This window comes from Ardenticatena maritima (assembly GCF_001306175.1).
Taxonomy (GTDB): Bacteria; Chloroflexota; Anaerolineae; order Ardenticatenales; family Ardenticatenaceae; genus Ardenticatena; species Ardenticatena maritima.
Map to the genome: position 1 here is coordinate 40042 of NZ_LGKN01000009.1, position 20505 is coordinate 60546.

The 20505-nt window shown below is 60.9% G+C and carries 16 protein-coding genes and 2 tRNA genes; 4 read left to right on the top strand and 14 right to left on the bottom strand.

Features of this window, described 5'->3' with window-relative positions; genetic code table 11:
• Nucleotides 1-65 precede the first annotated feature (65 nt).
• From SE16_RS13085 to SE16_RS13140, 12 genes are all read right to left on the bottom strand, one after another.
• Complete coding sequence (locus SE16_RS13085) at nt 66-1550, bottom strand: tetratricopeptide repeat protein (RefSeq protein ID WP_054492982.1); 1485 nt, start codon at nt 1548-1550, stop codon at nt 66-68.
• Between the two features lie 175 nt (nt 1551-1725).
• Nucleotides 1726-2757: an SIS domain-containing protein gene (locus tag SE16_RS13090; RefSeq protein WP_054492984.1), complete on the bottom strand. Its 1032-nt coding sequence runs from the start codon at nt 2755-2757 to the stop codon at nt 1726-1728.
• A complete protein-coding gene (gene nagA / locus SE16_RS13095) occupies nt 2754-3965 on the bottom strand; it encodes an N-acetylglucosamine-6-phosphate deacetylase (RefSeq protein WP_082374230.1) in 1212 nt (403 codons plus the stop codon). The genes SE16_RS13090 and nagA overlap by 4 nt, the downstream gene beginning before the upstream one ends.
• Nucleotides 3966-4034: 69 nt before the next feature.
• On the bottom strand, nt 4035-6686 hold the full coding sequence (locus tag SE16_RS13100; RefSeq protein ID WP_054492986.1) for a glycosyl hydrolase family 18 protein: 2652 nt from the start codon (nt 6684-6686) through the stop codon (nt 4035-4037).
• 18 nt (nt 6687-6704) lie between these two features.
• Nucleotides 6705-9380, bottom strand: a complete 2676-nt coding sequence (locus SE16_RS13105) for a glycosyl hydrolase family 18 protein (protein WP_060687718.1) — start codon at nt 9378-9380, stop codon at nt 6705-6707.
• 75 nt (nt 9381-9455) lie between these two features.
• The gene (gene nagZ, locus SE16_RS13110) at nt 9456-11123 is read right to left on the bottom strand and encodes a beta-N-acetylhexosaminidase (RefSeq protein ID WP_054492872.1); all 1668 of its coding nucleotides are present in this window, start codon (nt 11121-11123) and stop codon (nt 9456-9458) included.
• Nucleotides 11124-11135: 12 nt separating this feature from the next.
• Nucleotides 11136-12041: a carbohydrate ABC transporter permease gene (locus SE16_RS13115; protein ID WP_054492873.1), complete on the bottom strand. Its 906-nt coding sequence runs from the start codon at nt 12039-12041 to the stop codon at nt 11136-11138.
• 27 nt (nt 12042-12068) lie between these two features.
• A complete protein-coding gene (locus SE16_RS13120; RefSeq protein WP_054492874.1) occupies nt 12069-13211 on the bottom strand; it encodes a carbohydrate ABC transporter permease in 1143 nt (380 codons plus the stop codon).
• Between the two features lie 78 nt (nt 13212-13289).
• Nucleotides 13290-14486: an ABC transporter substrate-binding protein gene (locus tag SE16_RS13125; protein WP_054492875.1), complete on the bottom strand. Its 1197-nt coding sequence runs from the start codon at nt 14484-14486 to the stop codon at nt 13290-13292.
• A 36-nt stretch (nt 14487-14522) separates the two neighbouring features.
• Nucleotides 14523-14705 carry a hypothetical protein gene (locus SE16_RS13130; RefSeq protein WP_054492876.1) on the bottom strand — a complete coding sequence of 61 codons (183 nt, stop codon included), beginning with the start codon at nt 14703-14705 and terminating at the stop codon, nt 14523-14525.
• Between the two features lie 68 nt (nt 14706-14773).
• Nucleotides 14774-15787: an ROK family protein gene (locus tag SE16_RS13135; protein WP_054492877.1), complete on the bottom strand. Its 1014-nt coding sequence runs from the start codon at nt 15785-15787 to the stop codon at nt 14774-14776.
• 24 nt (nt 15788-15811) lie between these two features.
• On the bottom strand, nt 15812-17011 hold the full coding sequence (locus SE16_RS13140) for an ROK family transcriptional regulator (protein WP_060687720.1): 1200 nt from the start codon (nt 17009-17011) through the stop codon (nt 15812-15814).
• A 172-nt stretch (nt 17012-17183) separates the two neighbouring features.
• On the opposite strand from SE16_RS13140, the gene SE16_RS13145 reads away from it, so the two are divergent.
• The 4 genes from SE16_RS13145 (at nt 17184) to SE16_RS13160 (ending at nt 19184) form a co-directional block, all read left to right on the top strand.
• A tRNA-Ser gene (locus SE16_RS13145) sits at nt 17184-17268 on the top strand.
• Nucleotides 17269-17282: 14 nt separating this feature from the next.
• Nucleotides 17283-17375 (top strand) — tRNA-Ser (locus SE16_RS13150).
• A gap of 93 nt (nt 17376-17468) precedes the next feature.
• Nucleotides 17469-17789, top strand: a complete 321-nt coding sequence (locus SE16_RS13155) for an antibiotic biosynthesis monooxygenase family protein (protein ID WP_054492878.1) — start codon at nt 17469-17471, stop codon at nt 17787-17789.
• Nucleotides 17790-17795: 6 nt separating this feature from the next.
• Nucleotides 17796-19184 (top strand): cytochrome-c peroxidase, encoded by a 1389-nt coding sequence (locus SE16_RS13160; RefSeq protein ID WP_054492879.1) that lies wholly within the window; start codon nt 17796-17798, stop codon nt 19182-19184.
• A gap of 72 nt (nt 19185-19256) precedes the next feature.
• On the opposite strand, the gene rpsT is transcribed toward SE16_RS13160, so the two are convergent.
• Together rpsT and SE16_RS13170 are read right to left on the bottom strand one after the other, a co-directional pair.
• The gene (gene rpsT / locus SE16_RS13165) at nt 19257-19529 is read right to left on the bottom strand and encodes a 30S ribosomal protein S20 (protein WP_054492880.1); all 273 of its coding nucleotides are present in this window, start codon (nt 19527-19529) and stop codon (nt 19257-19259) included.
• Between the two features lie 120 nt (nt 19530-19649).
• Nucleotides 19650-20357, bottom strand: a complete 708-nt coding sequence (locus tag SE16_RS13170; protein WP_161804552.1) for a response regulator transcription factor — start codon at nt 20355-20357, stop codon at nt 19650-19652.
• Nucleotides 20358-20505 lie beyond the last annotated feature (148 nt).

Consider the following 20505-nt stretch of genomic DNA (forward strand, 5'->3'; position numbering starts at 1 on the left):
GCATAACAAAAAGGGGGAAACCTTGTCCCCCCCTTGGTTTTCAGATGTTCACACTGGAGCGCCGCTTATGGTTGCTCCCACTCCTGCCAATCAATCGCGTAACAGGCCACCCCCGTACCGAGCATGGTGCTATCGAACGTGACCGAGACCATTGGGCTGATCGGAATGCCGGCATCGTTGACCACATACACCTGGTACGTCGCCTCTACATCCGGCACGGGAATATCGTACATGCCGGGCGGGTTGGCTTTGCTCGTTCCCAGGTACACATTGCCCCACGGGTCAAGCGCCAGCACACTCACGCCGGGCAACGGCGCTTCATCCAGCGCCCGCACCACGCCGCGAATGTAATGCCCCACGCATGGCTGGTCGTACTGCGTGGTGACCGACGTTGCCACAAACGTGAAGTCGCCGGGCGGGAGCGGCGTAGGCGTCGGGAGCGTATCGGTAGGCGTTGGCGTCGGCGGCAAATCCCACACCGGAATCTCGTTGACGCGCTCCGAGCAGTTGGATTCAGCCTGTTGCGCGCGGTCGAGCACATTGACATCCGGCAGAACCGTGTAGGATTGGCGGTACTGCTCGGCGGCGTCACACCATTCCTGGTTTTTGAAGAAAACATCGCCGGCGCGGCGGTGCGCTTCGGCCAATTTTTGCGTCACCAGCCGATACGAATCATCCAGCAGATACACCCGCCGGAAGGCGTCCGCCGCTTTGAGAAAATCCTCTTTCGCCAGGGCATCCAACCCCGTCCCATACGTGTTCGCCAATTCACGCTGACGCAACAACTCCGGATTGTCGGGGTCAAGCGCCAACGCCTGGTCAAAATGGCGCAAGGCTTCAACAAACAAATCCTGCTCCACAAGCGCCAGCCCGGCTTTCAAGTGCGCATCCACCGCCAACGCGGTAATCTGTTCAGAGCGAAAATCGGGACGCGCCGCCAGAATGCGCTCTAACAGGGTGGCGGCTTTTTCATAATCGCCTTGCTCATACGCCACAACCGCCTCGGCAAGCAGCGCATCCACTTCCTGCACTTCGGGCAACGGCGCAGCTGGCTCGCCTTGTTGGGCGCTTTGGGCTTCCGCCAATTTGAGCGCCTGGCGCGCCGTTTCAAAATCGGGCCAAATGCGCAGCGCTTCGCGGAAATGCGCCGCCGCCAAATCATAGCGCCCTTCTTCGTACAGCGTGCGCCCCTTTTCGTACAAGTCCAACGCCTCGCCCACCAACTGGCGGTTGCGGTCCTGCAAGCCCTGATAGACAGCCAGGGACGTTGAAAGCACAAACAGAAGCGCGAGGCAGAGCCCCACCACCACAAAAAGCCGCCGCCAAAAACGGGGCGCATCGTGGTGCGAGAAAAAGCCCGTGTGGTGCGTCTGTTCGGGGGCGTTTTGGTCAGCCGCCGACGGTGAGGGAGAAGGCGGCATCGCCATCATGCGGTCGGTGAGCGCTGTACGGCACCAGGGGCAGACCGCCTGATCACCCTGCAAGCGCCCCCCGCAATTGGGGCAAACCCGGAATCGTGCTGTTGAAAAGGCATTGTGTGCCGTCGTCACCGCGTCCTACTCCTCTGCATGCAACGAGCCGGCGCGTGCCGGCCCGTGTTGGTCGCGGCAGATTATAGCGCCCCTACCCGTTCTGTCTAATTACGCCAAAACGCGCCGCACCCAAAAGGGCGCCCCGCCCGCAGGCGAGACGCCCCATGAAAGGAGGAGTGTATGTCCCGACGTGTCAAAATGTTTCGGTAACTTTGCTCAAAAAGCGTGGTTGTTCAGTATCCAAATGGCGTGTGCGCGTGAGGGCGTAGGTAAAGAGTTGCGCCAGAACAATCGCGGGGAAGGGCGCCAGGTGCTCAGGAACATCCGGCAGGTTGATAGCACGGTGCGCCAACGCCGCCGTTTCCGAGACGTTTGAGACGACCAGCACATCGGCATCGGTTTCTTGCACAAGGTAGCGCACGAACGCATGCGCCGATTCCCACGCTTTGCCGCGTGGCGCCAGCACAAACACCGGCACGTCGCGCTCCAACATCGCTTTGGGTCCATGCTGAAAATCGGCAATGGAGAAGGCTTGCGCCTGCACGTAGGTCAATTCTTGCAGTTTGAGCGCCCATTCCGCCGCCGTGCCAAACACCAACCCGCGCCCCAACACAAAGCAGCGCGCCATAAAGCGGTAGCGCTCTGCCAAAGCGGTCATCTCATCTTCACGCTGCAACACATCCGCCACCAGCGACGGCACTTGCGCCAGGTCGCGCCAAAGGGCTTCATTTTCAGCCAGCGCCGCCCCAAGCATGGCGATGAGGAGTAATTGCGCGGTGTAGGTTTTGGTGGCGGCAACGGCGCGCTCTTCGCCGGCCTGCAAGTCAAGCAGATGGTCGGCAACGACGGCGAGCGGCGACGTGGCGTCATTGGTTATGGCAAGGGTGAGCGCGTTTTGCGCCCGCGCCACTTCAAGCGCGCGCACCACATCGGGCGAACGCCCCGACTGCGAGACCCCCAGCACCAAGGCGTCATCCAATGGCACAAGCGCTTCATACAGCGTAAACAGTGAAAGCGGCACCGTCTCGACGGATACGCCGGCGAGCAGCGGCCACCACCACGCCCCCAAAAGCGCAGCATGGCGCGACGAGCCACGCGCCGCCACCACCACGCGCCGAACACCGTGCCGACGGATGGCTTCCGCCACCTGTTCAACATCGGGGCGCGCCAAGAGCACGCGCTCCAAAACATCCGCCTGTTCACGAATTTCATGAATCAAACTCATGCGACAACTCCTATCAACATCGTTTCATCGTCAAAAGGGGCCGAAGACGACACCTCCACCCGGTCGAGCCGTTCGTACACCACTTCACCACCAACAATGGTGGCGACGACTTCACAGCGGGGCGTGATGAGCGTCAAGTCGGCGTCATATCCCACGAGGATACGCCCTTTGGGAAGCCCAAAGAGTTCGGCGGGCGTGCGCGTCACGGTGGTAACGGCTTCGGTCAGCGAGCACCCCACAAAACGCTGGACGTTGCGCAACGCCTGGTCGAGTGTGGCGATACTCCCCGCCAGCGTGCCATTGGGCAAACGGGCATCGGTTTCGCCGACGATGACTTCCAAATCGCCCAGATGGTAGCGTCCCGGCGGCATGCCCAGCGCCGCCATGCCGTCGGTCACGGTGATAATGCGGTGCGGACCTTTACAGCGCCAGGCAATCTCCACCATCGCCGGGTGGGTGTGAATGCCGTCCGCAATCAACCCGACAACGGCTTCGGGATTGGTGAGGAGCGCCCCAGCCATGCCCGGCTCACGGTGCGCCAGGGGCGCCATGGCATTGAAAAGGTGGGTCCCGCACATGACGCCGGCTTTGAAGGCGGCTTCGGCTTCTTCAAAGGTCGCCATGGTATGCCCGGCAGAGACAATCACGCCGCGCTGGCGCAGAAAACGCGCCAAATCGAGCGCGCCGGGCAGTTCGGGTGCGAGCGTCACCCACCAGACGCCATGCTCCGGCGACCAGTCGGCAACTGCGGCGGGGTCGGGCAAACGCAAGTGGATGGGGTTGTGCGCACCCCGTTTTTGCGGGTTCAGGAATGGGCCTTCAATGTGCAAGCCCAGCGGTCGCGCGCCGCGCCATCCCGCGGGGGGGCCCGCCTGCCAGACCGCCATGGCTTCGGCAATGCGCGCCAATGGCGAGGTGATGACGGTGGGCAAAAAAGCCGTCACGCCAAAGCGCGGCAATTGGGCGGCCACGTCCCACATGGTTGTGGGGTCTTCTGTGAAGTCGTGCCCAAATCCACCGTTCAGCTGGCAATCAATCCACCCCGGTGTGAGCAACAACCCATTGCCTTGAATACGTCGCGCCCCGGCGGCTTCATGCACTTCACCACTATTTTGAATCGCCGCGATACGCCCATTGTCAATGAATACGTCCTGGCGCGGCAACAGCCGCTCAGGAGTGACGAGGGTGACATTTTCAATCCACAGCATCGGTTATTTCCTCCTGCACGTCATTTGGTGGGGGCGGACATGCGCAACCGCCCGCCCCCGTTCGCCTGGTTAGGGGGATTGCAACGCTTCATGCAAGGTGTAGAGCAACGATGTCGGCGGCGCCGGTACGCCCCGCACGTCTTCGCTCAACTCCCAGAACATGGCGCCCCGCAAGCCTTCGGCTTTCAGATACTGCACTTTGCGCACAATCGTGTCGGGGTCGTCATAGGTGATGAAAGTTGTCCCGTTGAAGAGCCAGGGCACTTGCGCCTGTGGGTGGAAGAACTTTTGATACGTCGGCTCGTAGTTCGCCACGATGTCGGCGTAATCGAGCATACCGTTTTCCCACGTCCCCGGCCCGACGCGCCCAGCCGGCTGATACAACCCATCACCATTGGGCCCCGGCGACACTTCCGTCCAACTGCGCCCATAGAACGGCAAGCCCAGCACCAATTTCTCGCGCGGCACGCCGGCATTGATGTAGTTCTGCACGGCGGCGTGCACGTTGAAGTTGATGGGGTCTTCCGATGGGTCGTTGGGCGAGTAGTAGAGCGGCGCGTTGAAATTCGTGACGTTCTCCCAGTCGCCGTGGAAATCGTAGGTCATGATGTTGATGAAATCGAGATACTGCTGCATCTGTGCCAGTTCCATGTTGTTGATGATCGTGGGTCCCGCACCGCCGGCAATTGTGAGCAAGTAGGGCTGGCCGGTTTGCGCACTGAGCGCATCCAACTGATTGCGAAATTCAGCCAGCAGGAGCGTGTAGTTCTGTTTGTCTTCCGGTCGGCCGGGAGTGAGACCGCCTTCAACCGGATACTCCCAGTCAATGTCAATGCCGTCGAAAATGCCGGGGTGAGTGCCATACGAACCGCCAAACTCACCCTTGATGAACAGGTCAATGCACGATTGCACGAACGCCTGGCGCGACGCATCGGTCAGCGCCACGTCCGAGAATTTACCCGACCACGTCCAGCCGCCGATGGAGATGAGCACTTTCAGGTGTGGGTACTGCTCTTTGAGCAGGCGCAACTGGTTGAAACTGCCGCGCAGTGCGCCCGCGTCCCATGAATCGCCGGGGTAGAATTTGTCCACGTCGGCGTAGGGGTCTCCCAACACACAACGCCCATCGTTGGAAATGTTGGCGAAGGCGTAGTTGATGTGCGTCAGTTTGGACGCATCAATGTCCATGACGTGATAGTCGCTGTCATAGACCCCCCATGAGGGGTAATAGCCCACAACAATGTAGTCGCTCGACGGCGGCACTGTGGGCGTCGCCGTCGGCGTCGGCGTAGGTGTTGGCGTCGCTGTCGGCGACGCGGGCGTGCTAGTGGCCGTTGGTGTTGGCGTTGGCGTCGCTGTCGGCGACACAGGCGTGCCGGTGGCCGTCGGTGTCGGTGTCTGCGGTTTCGACTGCAAAATCAGCGGCAAGAAAGCCTGTGGCGCCATGTTGGTTGGTGTAGGAGACGGGGTTTGTATTGGCGTCGCCGTGGGCGTTGCTGTAGGTGAGACGGGTGTCGGCGTACTGCCGACACTGCACGGGCCCAAATCTTCCCAGACGCCCCACTGCCCCGTGGTGCCCGGTTCCTCGCCCTGCGTCCACCACTTCGCGCGCCATTCATGCCCGTTGTGCGACACGACGTCGCCGCTTGTGTAGACCGCGTTCGCATCCCACGCCGGCGCACTGCACACGCCGCCCGGCGTGGGCGTTGGCGGCACGGGCGTGCTGGTGGGTTGCGGTGTCGCTGTCGGCGGCACGGGCGTGCTGGTCGGCTGTGGCGTCGCCGTTGGTGGCACGGGCGTGTTGGTTGGCTGTGGCGTCGCCGTTGGCGGCACGGGCGTGCTGGTGGCGGATGGCGTCGCTGTGGGCGGGATGGGTGTCGGCGCAGTGCCACCGCTGCACGCGCCCAAATCTTCCCAGACGCCCCACTGCCCCGTGGTGCCCGGTTCTTCGCCCCGCGTCCACCACTTCGCGCGCCATTCATGCCCGTTGTGCGATACCACGTCGCCGCCCACATACGCCACGGCGGCATTCCACGCCGGCGCACTACACACGCCTGCATCGGGGGTGGGCGTTACCGTAGGCGCTGGTTCGCCGCCACCGCTCGCCTGAAAAACGACGTCAGAACAGGCGTAAAACGCTTCGGGGCTATCAGTGCGCTGCCAAATGGCGTAGATGACGTGTCGCCCAGTGCGCGCGGGAATGGTGGCTTGAAATTCATACGCCCCATTGACCAGCGGCGGATCGGACACCACAGCAAACTGCTCCAAGTCAGACCATTTGAGCGGCTGTGTGGGATCATAGCCATCTTTCGTGATGTAAAGTTCAAAGTATCCTGGATGTGGTGCCGTCGCTGCAAATTTGAAAGTGTAATCACCACTCTGGACGACCGTTGCCGGCCAATCGGCGCGCGGGGTATCAAACGCCGCATACTTGGCGCGATTGGCGCTGCACAATTTTCCGTCCGGTATCAGTTCCCGATGGCGACCATTCGCATCACCAATGTTGACCTCATTCCAATCGTAAAGCGGTTGTGTGCCCCCCACTGAAACGGCATACTGGCACGCCGCTGATGTGGGGCTCTCAGGACCTTCCAGAAAGCAGGAATAGACTCGGCTCGCCGGTGAGGAGAGCGTACCATGCGCCCATGTAGGTTCGATATTCACAAACAACGCGACGCCCACTAACACAAGACACCCAACAAGTAATCGCAGGAATTTCATGCGTTCCCCCTCTCCTTCTTAGTTGCACGCGCCCAAATCTTCCCAGACGCCCCACTGCCCCGTGGTGCCCGGTTCCTCGCCCTGCGTCCACCACTTCGCGCGCCATTCATGCCCGTTGTGCGATACCACGTCGCCGCCTATGTAGACCGCGCTCGCATCCCACGCCGGTGCACTGCACACGCCGCCCGGCGTGGGCGTTGGCGGCACGGGTGTGCTGGTCGGCTGTGGCGTCGCCGTTGGCGGCACGGGCGTGCGGGTAGCAGGTGGCGTCGCTGTGGGCGGGATGGGTGTCGGCGTGCTGCCGCCGCTGCACGCGCCCAAATCTTCCCAGACGCCCCACTGCCCCGTGGTGCCCGGTTCTTCGCCCCGCGTCCACCACTTCGCGCGCCATTCATGCCCGTTGTGCGACACGACGTCGCCGCCCACATACGCCACGACAGCACTCCACGCCGGCGCACTGCATACGCCTGCATCGGGGGTGGGCGTTGGCGGCACAGGGGTGCCACTCGTAGGTGGTGTGGCGGTTGGCGGCACGGGCGTGCTCGTCGTGGGTGGCGTTGTCGGTGTTTGCGTGGGCGTTGGCGTCTGACCGCCCAAATCCGCTAGCGGCAAGGTGGGGTATTCGCTGTGGAAGGCGTAGCGCACACCGTTGACTTCAATGGTGTAATGCGATGGTCCCGAAATGGGGAGTTTGTAGCGGATGTTGAATTCAACCGCCGCCCCATCAGGCCACGATTGCCAGGCGGGCAACGTCACCGCGACACGGTGAAAATCGCCGCGCAATCCCCCAACATTGGGACCTTGATGCCCAACGTTGATGACCTGCAAGCCCCACCCGCTCATATCGCCAATGTCGGACGGGGTGGATGTGGGCACGTCAAACTCGATGCGTGTGCCGCCGGGCAATGTTGTTCCCGTGCGGTTGATGAACTTGATTTTGGGCGTAATGGGGTAGTTGTTGTCGCCCACAGGGAAGTCGTACACGTCCACTTCGATATCCAGCGCTTGCGCAGGCAATGGGTCGAGCCAGCGCCGCGCCTCATAGGGTGAAGCGGTTTTGAGCGCGTCGTACAGCGTGCTTACCAGCGTATCGCCAAAAAAGTATTCGCCCCGGTCGGCGTGGAAGGCGTAATCGCCCGCCAATTCCCAAATCATCACGCCGCCAATGCCCTTTTCGGCCACGTAGGCGGCTTTGTCGCGCAGGGATTGTTCGTCTTCAATAGAGAGGAAGACGCGCTTCTGCTCATTCCAGAGCCAGGGCGCTTTGGCGACGTCGTCATAGTAGCGTGTGTAGGTGCCCACCAGTTGGTCGGCGGGGTCGTTCTGGGGGTCCAGCCCATACGCCGCCAGATACGAGGGCGCGATGCCCGCTTCGAGGTTCTTGGCGTGCCACATGGGATTGGAACCGGAGTAGAGTTCATTCCCGTTCGGGTCGAGGTCGTGCCAGAGGTTGTCAATGCCCATGGCGCCGTAGCCGCATTTGCTGGTGCCCAACCCCGTGCCAGGCGGGCAAGCGTTTTGATCAGGCAAGGCGGCGCGCCCCCACAAGCCGTGTGTGCCACCGCTGACGCCTTGCCAGCCCCGCGTATAGAAGGGCACGCCGATGTTGATGCGCCCCGGCGGCAATGAGCCGCGGAAGTAGTGATACGCCCAATCCGCGTTGAGATAGCCGATGCCGTCATAGGCGCTGTACACGTTGGCGGCTGCCAATTCGGCGTCTTCGCCGGTGTCGAAGAGCGGCGCATTGTGTCCCACAAAGTCGTTCCATGAACCGTGCAAATCGTACGTCATGATGTTGACGAAATCGAGGTACTGCGTCACGCTGAAATCTTCCATGCCGCGCAACAGCCAGCCAGAAGCGGGAACAGCCGCCGTGAGCAAGTAATGTTTGCCGTCCTGCGCGCCGGCGGCGTCCAGCCGTTCGCGCAGGGTGCGCATGAGCACTTCATACCGCGCCCACAGCACGTCGCGGTGTTTGTCGGCAATCCACCAATCATCAGGATTGCCCGCCTTGGACATGGATGTGGGGTATTCGTAGTCAATGTCCACGCCGTCAAAGCCGTAGGTGCGCAAAAAGTCAACAACCGAATCGGCGAAGGCTTCAATGCCCGCGTCGGTCAGCGTCATCTCGTAGAAACCGCCGCTGGCAACGCGCTGCCCATTGGCGTCAAAGTAGCCGCCGGTTTCCGCCCACCCCCCTACGGAGATGAGGGTTTTGACGTGCGGATATTGCCGCTTGTAGACCGTCAACAAGTTGAAGTGTCCCTTGTAGGGCAAGGTTGGGTCGAGTTCAGCGCCGGGGACGCCCGGCCATTCCATGCCCGTTGAAGGGTTGTTGGGGTCAGATGGGTCGCCGATAGAAATGCGATGATCGGGTCCGACGTGTGCAAACGCATAGTTGATGTGTGTAATTTTCTCCCAAGGAATATCGGAGACGAGATAGGCGGGTTGTCCGTTCTTGCCATGACGCCAGGCGGTGAAATAGCCGATGATGCGGCGAGTGTGATTGGGACCCAATCGTTCGCGCCCCGTTTCATCGTACACCGTGCAGTAGGGCGATTGAACGCCGGGCGTTGCGTAAAGTCCTTCGGGACGGCACGCGGCATGGTCTACTGCGGTTTGCGCATTGGCTTGCGTGAAGCCAAACAACAGCGCCACCACCAGACCAAGCCCCAAGAAGAGCCGATGTGTCATCCTTTCCTTCCTTCCTGTTTGAGTTGGTTGCCATGCACCGCCGGGCGGCGGCGCGTCTTTCCACCAACGCCTTGCTTACGACGACATGTCGGCCGACTTGCCTTCGTGGGGCTTCGATGCAGGGATGACGGTCAAATGGCGAGTCGTGTGCAAACCGTGGCCGCGGGGGAACAGCCCCGGAAGAGAGACGGGTAAACGTCCTGAGAATGGAATTTCACCAAAGAGGGCTTTGGCGAGTGCTTCGATGGAAGGGGGTTGCAGGCTGTACGTGCAAACAAAGGTGCGCACCTGCGGGAATGCTGTCAGGTCGTAGGGCAAGCGCAACGCCACAACGATGGGTTGCACGCCGGCCGCCACCAAGGCTCGCACCAGGTCGGCTTGCGCGGGTTGTTGCCAGGCGTTCTGTGTGGCAACGATGACGTAATCAAAAATGCGCGCCTGCTCGACAAGGCTGGCGATTTCGTCCTCGCCGGGGTCGGGGGGGAAGATGTATTCGCACACCAGGGGATGAAAACGGCGGAGCGCGCGCCCCAATTGGAGCCGCACCGTCGAAGAGGTATCGGCGGGGGTCAAATCAACCGGCTGAGGCACGAAGACGCCAATCCGCGCCGAGGCGCTGGGGCGCAAGGGCAACACATGGTTTTCATCGCGCACAAGGGTGATGGAGCGTTCGGCGATTTCTTGCGCAACGCGGCGGTGGGCTTCACACGCCAACACGTCCAGCGTAGGCTGGGGCGCTTGTTCGGCAACCCAGCGGCGCAACTGGCGCACGGGGTGCGTGCCGGCGCGCGCCTGAGCAGACGGCCACAAACCGCGTTCCAGCGCCTGTTGCAGCGCACGCACAACCCGCGCCTGGTCGTCAACCTGGGGACCCAGCAACAACAGGTTGTTGCCCGCCAGCACCGCCGCCAAACTATCCAGAATCAGCCCTTCGCCCTGGCGAATGGCGTGCATGTCCAGCGCATCGCTCACCACCACCCCTTCAAACCCCAATTCGCGCCGCAACACCCCTTCAATGACGGCGCTCGACAGCGTTGCGGGCAACGTCTCCTGCCCGGTGATGGACGGCACCGCCACATGCGCCGTCATCACCAGCCGCACCCCCGCTTCGATCGCGGCGGCGAAAGGCACCCACTCCATGCGCGCCAACCGATCGCGCCCATGCGGCACCACGGGGGCTTTGCGGTGCGAATCCTCGGCGGTATCGCCGTGTCCGGGGAAATGCTTGGCGGTAGCGGCAACCCCCTGGCGCTGCATCCCCCGAATCATCGCCGCCGCCAGCCGCGCCACCTCGTGCGGGTCTTCACCGAACGAACGCACGCCAATCACCGGGTTGTGGGGATTGCTGTTGACGTCGCAGACAGGCGCATAGTTGACATTGACCCCCAACGCCGCCAACTCGCGCCCAATCACCTCACCCGCGCGAAACGCCAGGTCGTCGGAGCCGGTCGCGCCGAGCGCCATGTTGCCGGGGAGCGCCGTTACCCCCTCCCCGATAGCCGCCAACTGTCCCCCCTCCTGGTCGGCGGCAATCAGAAACGGCGCCCCCCCGACTTCACGGGCAACCTGCTGGATGGCGTCGGTCAGCGCGCGCACTTGCGCCGGCGATTCGATATTCAGATGGCGAAAGAGCGTCACCCCGGCGGGACGCCACGCCAACAGGCGCTCGCGGACGGCCTGGTCTAGTGCCGTGCCTTCAAACGCCAGCAACACATGGTCTCCGACTACCTGTTCGTACCCCATTGTTCCCCCTTCTCAGCCTTTCGAGCCGCTCAACACAATGCCGCTGATGAGATAGCGTTGCGCGACGAAGAACACGAGCAGCAACGGCAACGCCGTCAGCACCGAGGCGGCCATGATGGTTGGCCAGGGTTGCGTGGTCTGCTGTGGGTTGACCAACGACGCCACATAGACGGGCAACGTGTAGAGTTTGGTGGTTTGCAGGTAGATAATCGGTTGCAACAGAGCGTTCCAATGCCCGACGAAGAGGAACGTCGAAACGGTTGCCAGCGCCGGGCGGCAAAGCGGCAAGATAATGCTCCACCAAATCCGCAAGTGCGACGCCCCGTCAAGGAAGGCGGCTTCGTCCAATTCGCGCGGCAATTGCAGCATAAACTGGCGCAACAAGAAGACCATAGCCGCACCGCCGGCAAAATAGCCGGGAATGGTGAGCGGGTTGTACGTGCCAATCCAGCCCACTTTGTTGAAGAAGACGTACTGCGGCACAATCAGCGCCTGGAACGGAATCATCATCGTTGACAGCATGAGGAAGAAGACCACGTTGCGCCCCGGCCACTCAATGCGGCTGAACGCATACGCCACCGCGCTGACCGAAATGAGCGTGCCCAGCACCGCCAGCGCCGTCACGAAAATGGAGTTGGCGTAGGCGCGCAGAAAGTCCACATCTTGCAGAATTTGGGTGTACGCCGTCAATTGCGGGTCGGATGGGAACCAGACCAATTGCGGGGCGTTGGCTTCCTCGTATGTTTTGAACGAGGTGAGAACCATCCAGATGAGCGGCAACGCCATCACCAGGCTCCCCGCTGTCAGGAACAGATAGAGCACCCCGCGTTCCACCCGCGTTTGCCATGTGCGCCACCGCGCCCCGCTCACAGCCAGATGAGCCACCTCGGTTTGCTTGCGTGCTTCATGCGCCTGCATGCGCATCCTCCTTCTTCAACACTCTGTTTAGCGCAGGTCGTATTGCACCCAGCGGTCTTGGAATCGGAATTGGAAGTAGGTAATCACCAGAATGATGAGCGTCAGAATCCAGGAGATGGCGGCGCCATAGCCAATTTCATTGAAGCGGAATGTCGCCCGCCACAGGTAGAACACCACGGTATAACTCGACTGCGCCACCGTCGGGCTGTCGCGCAACAAGACGTAGGGTTGCTCGAACATTTGTATGATGGCAATCATGCCCACGATGAGGTTGTAAAACGTCGCCGGCGAGATGAGCGGCAAGGTGATTTTCCAGAAGCGCTGCCAGCGTGTCGCACCGTCCACTTCGGCGGCTTCGTAAAATTCGGGGGGAATGCTGTTGAGCGCCGCCAGATAGATGAGCATCATCGAGCCGCAACTCCAGACCAGCAACAGCACAATGGACGTTTTGGTCCAAAGCGGGCTTTGCAACCAAAGCGGGACACGGTGCGCCGCCGGGAAGGCGCTGATGGTTTTCTCAAAGAGCGTAAAGTTGCCGCTTTGCAAACCGAGGAAAAAGGCGTTGAGGCTTTCGTTGGCATAGATGAAGGCGCGCAACAACAGGTTGAACAGCGTTGATTTCTTGCTGAGCATGCGCAACAACGTGTTGATGAACCCGTTGTTGGCGTTGAACATGAGCACCCACGAAAGCAGCACCGCTGCGTTCAACCCCAGAATGACCGGCAGATAAAACGCTGTGCGGAAGAAGCGCTCGCCGCGCAGTTTTTGGTTCAGCAAAATGGCCAACAGCAACGCCACAACCAGTTGTGCCGGCAAACCAAAGAGCACAAAATAAAATGTGTTCACCAAAGCCGCGCGGAAGTTGGGGTCATCCGTCAGCAGGCGCACGTAGTTTTGCACCCCCACCCACTGCGGCGGATTGGGCAACCGATAGACTGTGAAACTCCAATACAATGAAGCCGCCACCGGCACAAGCACGAAAATCACAAACCCCACCATCCAGGGGGCGGCAAAGGCGTAGCCCGCAAACGCATTTTGCTGGTGAATCTGAGACCCGCCGCGCCACCGAACAATCAAGCGCGCCACCCAGCCCAGCGCCACGCTTGACGCCAAGATGAAAGCCACCGTCGCCGCCGACCAGACCAGGGTATAGCCATAACTTTCCAGCATGGTGCCTCCTCACTCGCATCCACCTGTTGGGCATGCGGGGCGCAGCCCAACAGGCCACGCCCCGCACGCTCAGCCGCCTTACTGAATCATGCCGGCGTCTTGGAGTACCTGCGTGTAGGCGCTCTGAATGTTCGCCAAGGTCGTATCAAGGTCTTGCAAGTCGGTGAAGTAGGCCGACATTTCGCGCTGCAAAATTTCGCGGAGCTTGGCGGTTTCGCGGATGTCGGCAAAGCCGCGGCCGTACTCGTTCATCAAGTCGCCCATGATTTGCATCGGCTTCGCTTCTTCCACATAGCCGAACCAGGCGTCGGTACGCGGCGGGAAGGAGCCAAAGTCCTTGTTGTAGCGGTTCAGGTTCTCAGCCGAACCGAGGAACTTCAAGAACTCGGCGGCTTCGGGCACATGCTTCGAGTAGGCGGGAACAGCCAGCCAGTCGTTGAAGACCTGCACCACCGGGCGGCTTTCGGGGTAGTTGTCCGGGTCGGTCAAGCCGGGGCTGAACACAATCTGTTCCCACAGCGGGTCGTCCACAGGCGGCGCGCCCCACAAGTTGCCCCACATGCAGACCGCCGTCCCATCCGCCAGGCGCGAGCCGTTGGCTTCGGGCAGGTCGGCAATGGTTTCATCGGGATAGACGGCGCGGCGGCGGTCGTACATGAATTTGAGCGCATCACGCGCCTGCGGCGAATCGAAGGCGGGTTCACCGTTTTCCTTGTAGAGTTCGCCACCCAGCGACCAGATGAGCGCGATGTACTCTTGCCAGTCATCCAGGCGCCCCGTGGTGACGATACCGGCACGCTTCAGCGCACCGTCTTCGATGATTGTGCCGGCGCGGGCTTCTTCAATCGCTTCGGGGAAGGTGCGCGGCGGCTGCTCAAAGCCGATTTCCGCCAGCAAGTCGCTGCGGCACATGTAGGCGCGCGGCGCGGTCAGCCAGGGCAAGCCGCGCAATTCGCCCTTCCACGTCACCGTGTCCAGCGCGGCGGGCACAAACTGCTTGATGTCCGGCCAGGCCTCTTCGCCCAAGTAGGCGTTCAGCGGCGCCAGGCGGTCGCCATAGGCGGCGATGTATTCCGACCCCAGGTTGATGATGTCAGCGCCGTCGCCGGCCGCAAAGTAGCCTTGCACCGTTTCGTCCAACGTGCCCCAGTTCACGTAGATGAATTCGACGTCAATGTTGGGGTGCTCTTTCTGGAAGGCGGGCACGACTTCGTTTTCCAGCCAAACGTCGGTCTTGTCCTTGATGTAGTCCACCACCATGACGCGCAACGTCACTTTTTCGCCACTGCTCTCGGCGGGCGCGCTTTCTTCCTAGGTGGCTTCTTCTTGCGTTGTGGTTTCTTCGGTTGTCTGTTCGCTCTGCGTTGATTCTTCGGTTTGGGTGGTCTGTTCCTGTTGCGGTTCAGACGGCTCAGATGATTCAGACGAACCACCACAGGCGGCTAACGCCAACGCCAAAATCACCAAAAGGGTCGCCAGCCAGCGGATACGCATATGCCTCCTCCTCAAAAATGTTGGTCGTTACGGCTTGAACACAAGAAAAGTGATGAACAACACAGGGTCTACGCGCTTTTGCTCTCCGTTCCCCCACCTCCTTTCTCTGATTGCGGCTCAGCCTTTTCTCGGGCGGCATGCGCCAACGCCCATGCGCCGACCATGCCCGCCTCGGTTTCCCCCGACAGGACTGTGAGTTTTTCATCCAACCCGAACAGGTCGAACAAGCGGGAATGCCCATACTGCGCACGCAAGGCGCGGCGCACAATAGGCAGAAGCACGTCTGCTTCACGGGCAACGCCACCGCCAAGCACCACCTTGTCCACATCCAGCCCAAACACCAACCACGCAATCGCCTGGGCAAGCATGGCGGCGCTGCGCTCCACCAGGTGTTGCGCCAGGCGGTCGCCCTGTCGCGCGGCGGCGTACACAGCCCGCGCGTCCAGCGGTTCCGCTTCCGCCAGCAGACTTTCCGGCACATGCACCAGCGCGATTTGGGCTTGCCGCGCCAGCCCCGTTCCCGATACCACCGTTTCCAGGCATCCCCGCGCACCGCATGCACACGGCGCACCGTCCGGGTCAACCACCACATGCCCAATTTCCCCCGCCAGGCCATTCGACCCGCGGTACACGCGCCCATCCAGCACAATGCCGGCCGAAAAGCCCGTCCCAATGCCCAAATACACCAGGCTGCGCAATGGTTCGCGCTGTTGGAGCAAGTGGAACGCCCCCAACGCGGCGGCGCTCGTATCGTTTTCAACCACAACCGGCACGCCAACACGCATGGCAAGCAAGTCCCTCAATGGGCATTCATCAATCCCCAAATTGACCGCCTGCCGCACGACGCCATCGCGTACTTGCCCCGGTATGCCAACGCCAACAGCGCCAAGGTGCGCCCCCATCGCGCGCAAACGTTCAACAAAGTGCTGCACCGTTGCCGAGAGCAGATCCACCAACTCCCCGGCGGGCGGTGTCGCCATACGGACCACATCGAGAAAACGGCCATCGCCATTGGCAACCCCTGCGGCGATTTTCGTCCCCCCCACATCAAAGCCAACGAAGAATGTCCGTGTTGCCACCATCCAGATTGCCCCTGCGTTCATCGGTTAGCGCAATCCCAGTTCGCGCGACAGCACATAGGCTGACGCGCCCAACAACGGGGCTTCATCGCCCAATGCCCCAAATGCCACCTCGCATTGGGCTGCCAATTCCGGCAAAACCGAACGGTGCAACGCCGCCTGCACCGCGTCAATGAACCGGTCGCCGAAAACGCGCACCGGTCCGGTCAAACGCACGTAGCGCACGTTGAGCACACCCACAACAGCCGCCAGGGCGCGCCCCAGCCAGTGCGCCGTCTCATCCACCACATCGCCCAAGCGGGCGTCAACCGCCAGGGCGTCGGCAATGCGGGCGCAACTCAGCGGCGGCGTCAACAGCGTCGCCGCCGGCGAATCTGGGTGAACGGTGAGCCAATGGCGCACGTTGGCGAACAAGGCGCGCATGCTGGACACCGTCTCCAAACATCCACGATTGCCGCATGAGCAGAGCACGCCATCATCAGCCACCACCAAGTGCCCAATTTCACCGGCGCTGAACCCATCCCCGTAGAAGAGTTGCCCGTTCAACACCAGCCCGGAACCAATACCAGGCCCCACCTTGACCACCACAACGTTGGCGTCGGGGGAGCCCATGCCGAAAGTGTATTCGGCCAGCGCCGTCAGATGACTGTCGTTCGCCACATACACAGGCACGCCGAAGCGTGTCTGGAGCCGCTCTCTGAGCGGGACATCTTGCCATTGCAGGTTCACCGCGCGGCACACAATGCCGTTTTCGGTATCCACCAGACCGGGTGAACTGATCCCAATGCCGACCACAGGGGCTTGCCGCTCCGCATACAGCGCGTCGAGCAACGCATCGAGGCGCGCCAGCGCGGCTTCGCCCGTTAGGTCTTCAGCGTCAGCCACCTGCTCACGCAACACGCGTCCGCGCAAATCCAGCGCCGCCGCCCGAAACTGGTCGCCGCTCACGTCCACAGCGAAGACCTCGCGCGCTCCATCAACCACACGCAACAGCAAAGGCGGCTTCCCCCCCGCGGACGAGGCTTCACCAATGCCGGCTTCCTCCACCAGGCCATCGCGCATCAACTCCGCCACCAAGTCTGAGACGGTGGCTTTGGTGAGGCGCGTCAGGCGGGCAACATCCGCGCGGCTGATACCGTCCTGGGCGTCGAAAATATGCCGCAAGACGAGGCGTCGGTTGTGTTCACGTGTTTGGCGTCGCGTTGCTTTTTCGGTTCGTGTGCGCATCTGGGTTTATTCCGATGAGGTTAGTTTGTTTACTAAACTTACTATACTCAAAAAGGGAGGCGTTGTCAAGGGGGGAATGAATTTTCACCCATCAAAAACTCTTTGGCTTTGACAGAACCCCTTTTTTGACTATACTACCCCGCGCAGTCGAGGAGCGGCGCACCCCGGACACGGAGGAGTGCCGGAGTGGACAAACGGCGCCGCCTTGAAAGCGGATGGGCCGAGAGGCCACGGGGGTTCGAATCCCTCCTCCTCCGCTCGTGATATCTGTGGGGAGGTCGCATAGCCTGGTCGAGTGCGGTCGCCTGCTAAGCGACTAGGGGGGCTAAAACCTCCCTCGCGGGTTCAAATCCCGCCCTCCCCGCCTCACAAAAGCACCTGCTTTCGAGCAGGTGCTTTTGCATTTTCACCAACTTGTAGCACAATCCGCATACTCACGACCCCAAGGAGGCGCTTGATGATTGTTGTTGCCAACCGCATTTACGTGCACCCGGACTACGCCGACGCCTTTGAAGAACGCTTTCGCCGCCGCGCCGGCTTGGTTGACCATATGCCGGGCTTTATCGCCAACAAGGTGCTTCGTCCCCTCAATGAAGGCGACCCATACGTTGTCCTCACATTTTGGGAATCGCTGGACGCTTTCAAAGCCTGGACCGAATCAGAAGCGTTTCAGAAGGGGCACGCCCGTTCCGGTACGTTGCCCAAAGAGGCGTTCACTGCTCCAAGCAAGTTGGAAATTCACGAAGTCTTTCTGGACACGGAAAGCGAGGAGGGCTAAGCATTCATGCTGGTGCGCCACAAAGCCTGGTTGGCCGGGAGCCTCTTCCTCCTTGCGCTGGTGGGGCTCATCTCCGTCGGGTTTCAACCCGCCCAAGCGAGCGACCCGCTCGACCGCCTCTTGCGGAGCCGCCTGCTCGAACACAATATCACTGTGCCAGAGCCAGGCGCACCCGCTTCACCCGCGCAAGTTGAATTGGGGCGTATGCTCTACTTCGACAAACTGTTGAGCGGCAATCGGGATACTTCGTGCGCTACCTGCCACCACCCCGCGCTGGCCACAAGCGACGCTCGCCCGCTCTCGGTGGGGACAGCCGGCGTGGGGCTGGGACCCGACCGCCAACGTGGACAAGAACGCCCCCACATTCCGCGCAACGCTCCCGATGTTTTCAACCGTGGCTCAGCACTCTGGACGACGATGTTTTGGGATATGCGCATCGAGCAAATGCCTGACGGGCGTCTTCTCACCCCAGCCGGCGCTTTTCTCCCCGAAGGTATTGATGATGTGCTCGCCGCACAAGCCCTCTTCCCGCCCACAGCCGAACATGAAATGCGTGGCATGCCCGGCGATCGTGACCTGTTCGGACACCCCAACGAACTCGCCGAGATTCCCGCGCAAGACTTCCCGGCTATCTGGAACGCGATTGTGGCACGCTTGCAACGCACACCGCCCTACCGCCCCTTGTTTGAAGACGCGTATCCCGGCACACGCTTCGAGGAGATAACGATTGCCCATGTCGCCAACGCCATCGCCGCTTTTGAACGCGAGGCGTTTACCTTGCTGAACAGCCCATGGGACCGCTATCTGCGCGGCGACGATAGCGCCCTTTCACCCGCCGCCAAACGCGGCGCCCTGCTCTTTTACGGCGAACTGGGGTGCAGTGCATGCCATAGCGGCCCGCTGATGACCGACCAGCAAGCCCACAATATCGCCGTGCCGCAATTGGGACCCGGCAAAGGGGCAAGCGCGCCCTTTGATTTTGGGCGCGAACTGGTGAGCGGTTCCCCCACTGACCGCTACGCCTTCCGCACGCCCCCTTTGCGCAACGTCGCCGTCACCGGTCCATACATGCACAACGGGGCTTTCCGCACGCTGGAAGCCGCCGTGCGCCACCACCTCAATCCGGCTGAATCACTGCGCACCTACACGCCTTCGGCGCACCTTCCTGCAGACCTGGTCGCCACGTATCAGGACGACCCCGCTGTACAAGAAGCGCTCCTCGACACACTCGACCGCAACCTGCACCCCACCACCATCAGCGATGACGAATTCGCCGACCTGCTCGCGTTCTTGCACGCGCTCACCGACCCCGCTGTGTACACCCTTGCGCAAGAAATACCGACGTGGGTTCCAAGCGGGCTACCGGTTGCCGAGATAGAAGCCCGCACCCCGTGAAGAAAAAGCCGCCCAAAGCAAAAACGCCCCGCATCATGCGAGGCGTTTTTGCTTTCCGGCTGCGGCAATCGCTTAGGAAGCCGAGCGAGCGCGGTTGAGCATGTTCATCAAGCGCGACTTGCGGCGTGCCGCGTTGTTGGGATGAATAACCCCCTTGCTCGCGGCTTTATCCAGCGCCTTGTAGGCCTTCCGCACCCACATTTCGGCTTCTTCCAAGTTCCCTTCTTGAATCGCCAGGCGCGCACGTTTGATGAACGAACGTGCATTCCCTTTGAAAAAGCGATTGCGCAAGCGGCGCTTTTCGTTCTGGCGAATGCGCTTCTTCGCCGATTTCGTATTAGCCACGCGCCTTCCCTCCTTAACTGTCGTCTCTCTCTTGAACCCTTACAGGGTGAATTGGCATGAATGGCGGCTGCTTATAATACGCATTCTGGTATGTTTGTCCAATTCGCTTTTGGAAGAACGCTACATTGCGCCGCGGTCTTCAAAAACATACCCCTTGCCACGCACGGTGTGCAGGTAGCGCGGTCGGTTTGGGTTTGCTTCCAGTTTTTTGCGTAACCAGCGAATGTGCACATAGAGCGTGCCGTATTTTTTCTTGCGCAATGCGGGGTCTTCATCATCGGGGTCAATGTTCACGTAATCTTCATCCCACTCCCATACACGGTGCGCCAACTCCCCTAGCGTAAAGAGGCGCCCCGGATGTCGCATAAGCAATTCAAGCAGCAAGAACTCTTTTGGGCGCAAATGGAAGGCGCCTCGCGGGGTTTCCAGCACCGCCAACCGGCGATCCAAGCGCACATCTCCAATTTCAAGCCAGCGGGTCTCATCAAAAGCCTTCTCAATCGCATCCAGAAGGCGCTCATTTTCAAATGGGCGAATCACTTCGTCAGCCACATGGAACGCTTCGCGAAAAGAGTCCATTTGGGGAATGTCGGATTCGCTGCCAATCAGGACCAGCGGCACACGGATTCTCCGCTGGATGGCGTGGCATGTTTCGAGCATTTCTGTGTTGGTATGCGCCAAATCCACCAGCAAGACATCGGGCGACATATACCGCGCCTGCCGCACCAGGCGCCGCCGATTGCGTTCGGCGACCACCTCATAGCCGACATCACGCAACAAGGCCGCCAGTGTGTCTAAAATGGTTTTGCGAGTCGCGAGAATAAACACACAACGCGGTTGCGTTTGCTTGCGCTTCGATTTGTCCATGTCAACCCCTTTGAGCATAACCCTTCTTTGCACGCGGGACGAGTTGCCCTTCATTTTCCTGCTGGTGTAAACATCTAAACGTTTTTTAGTGAATGATTTGCTGACATAT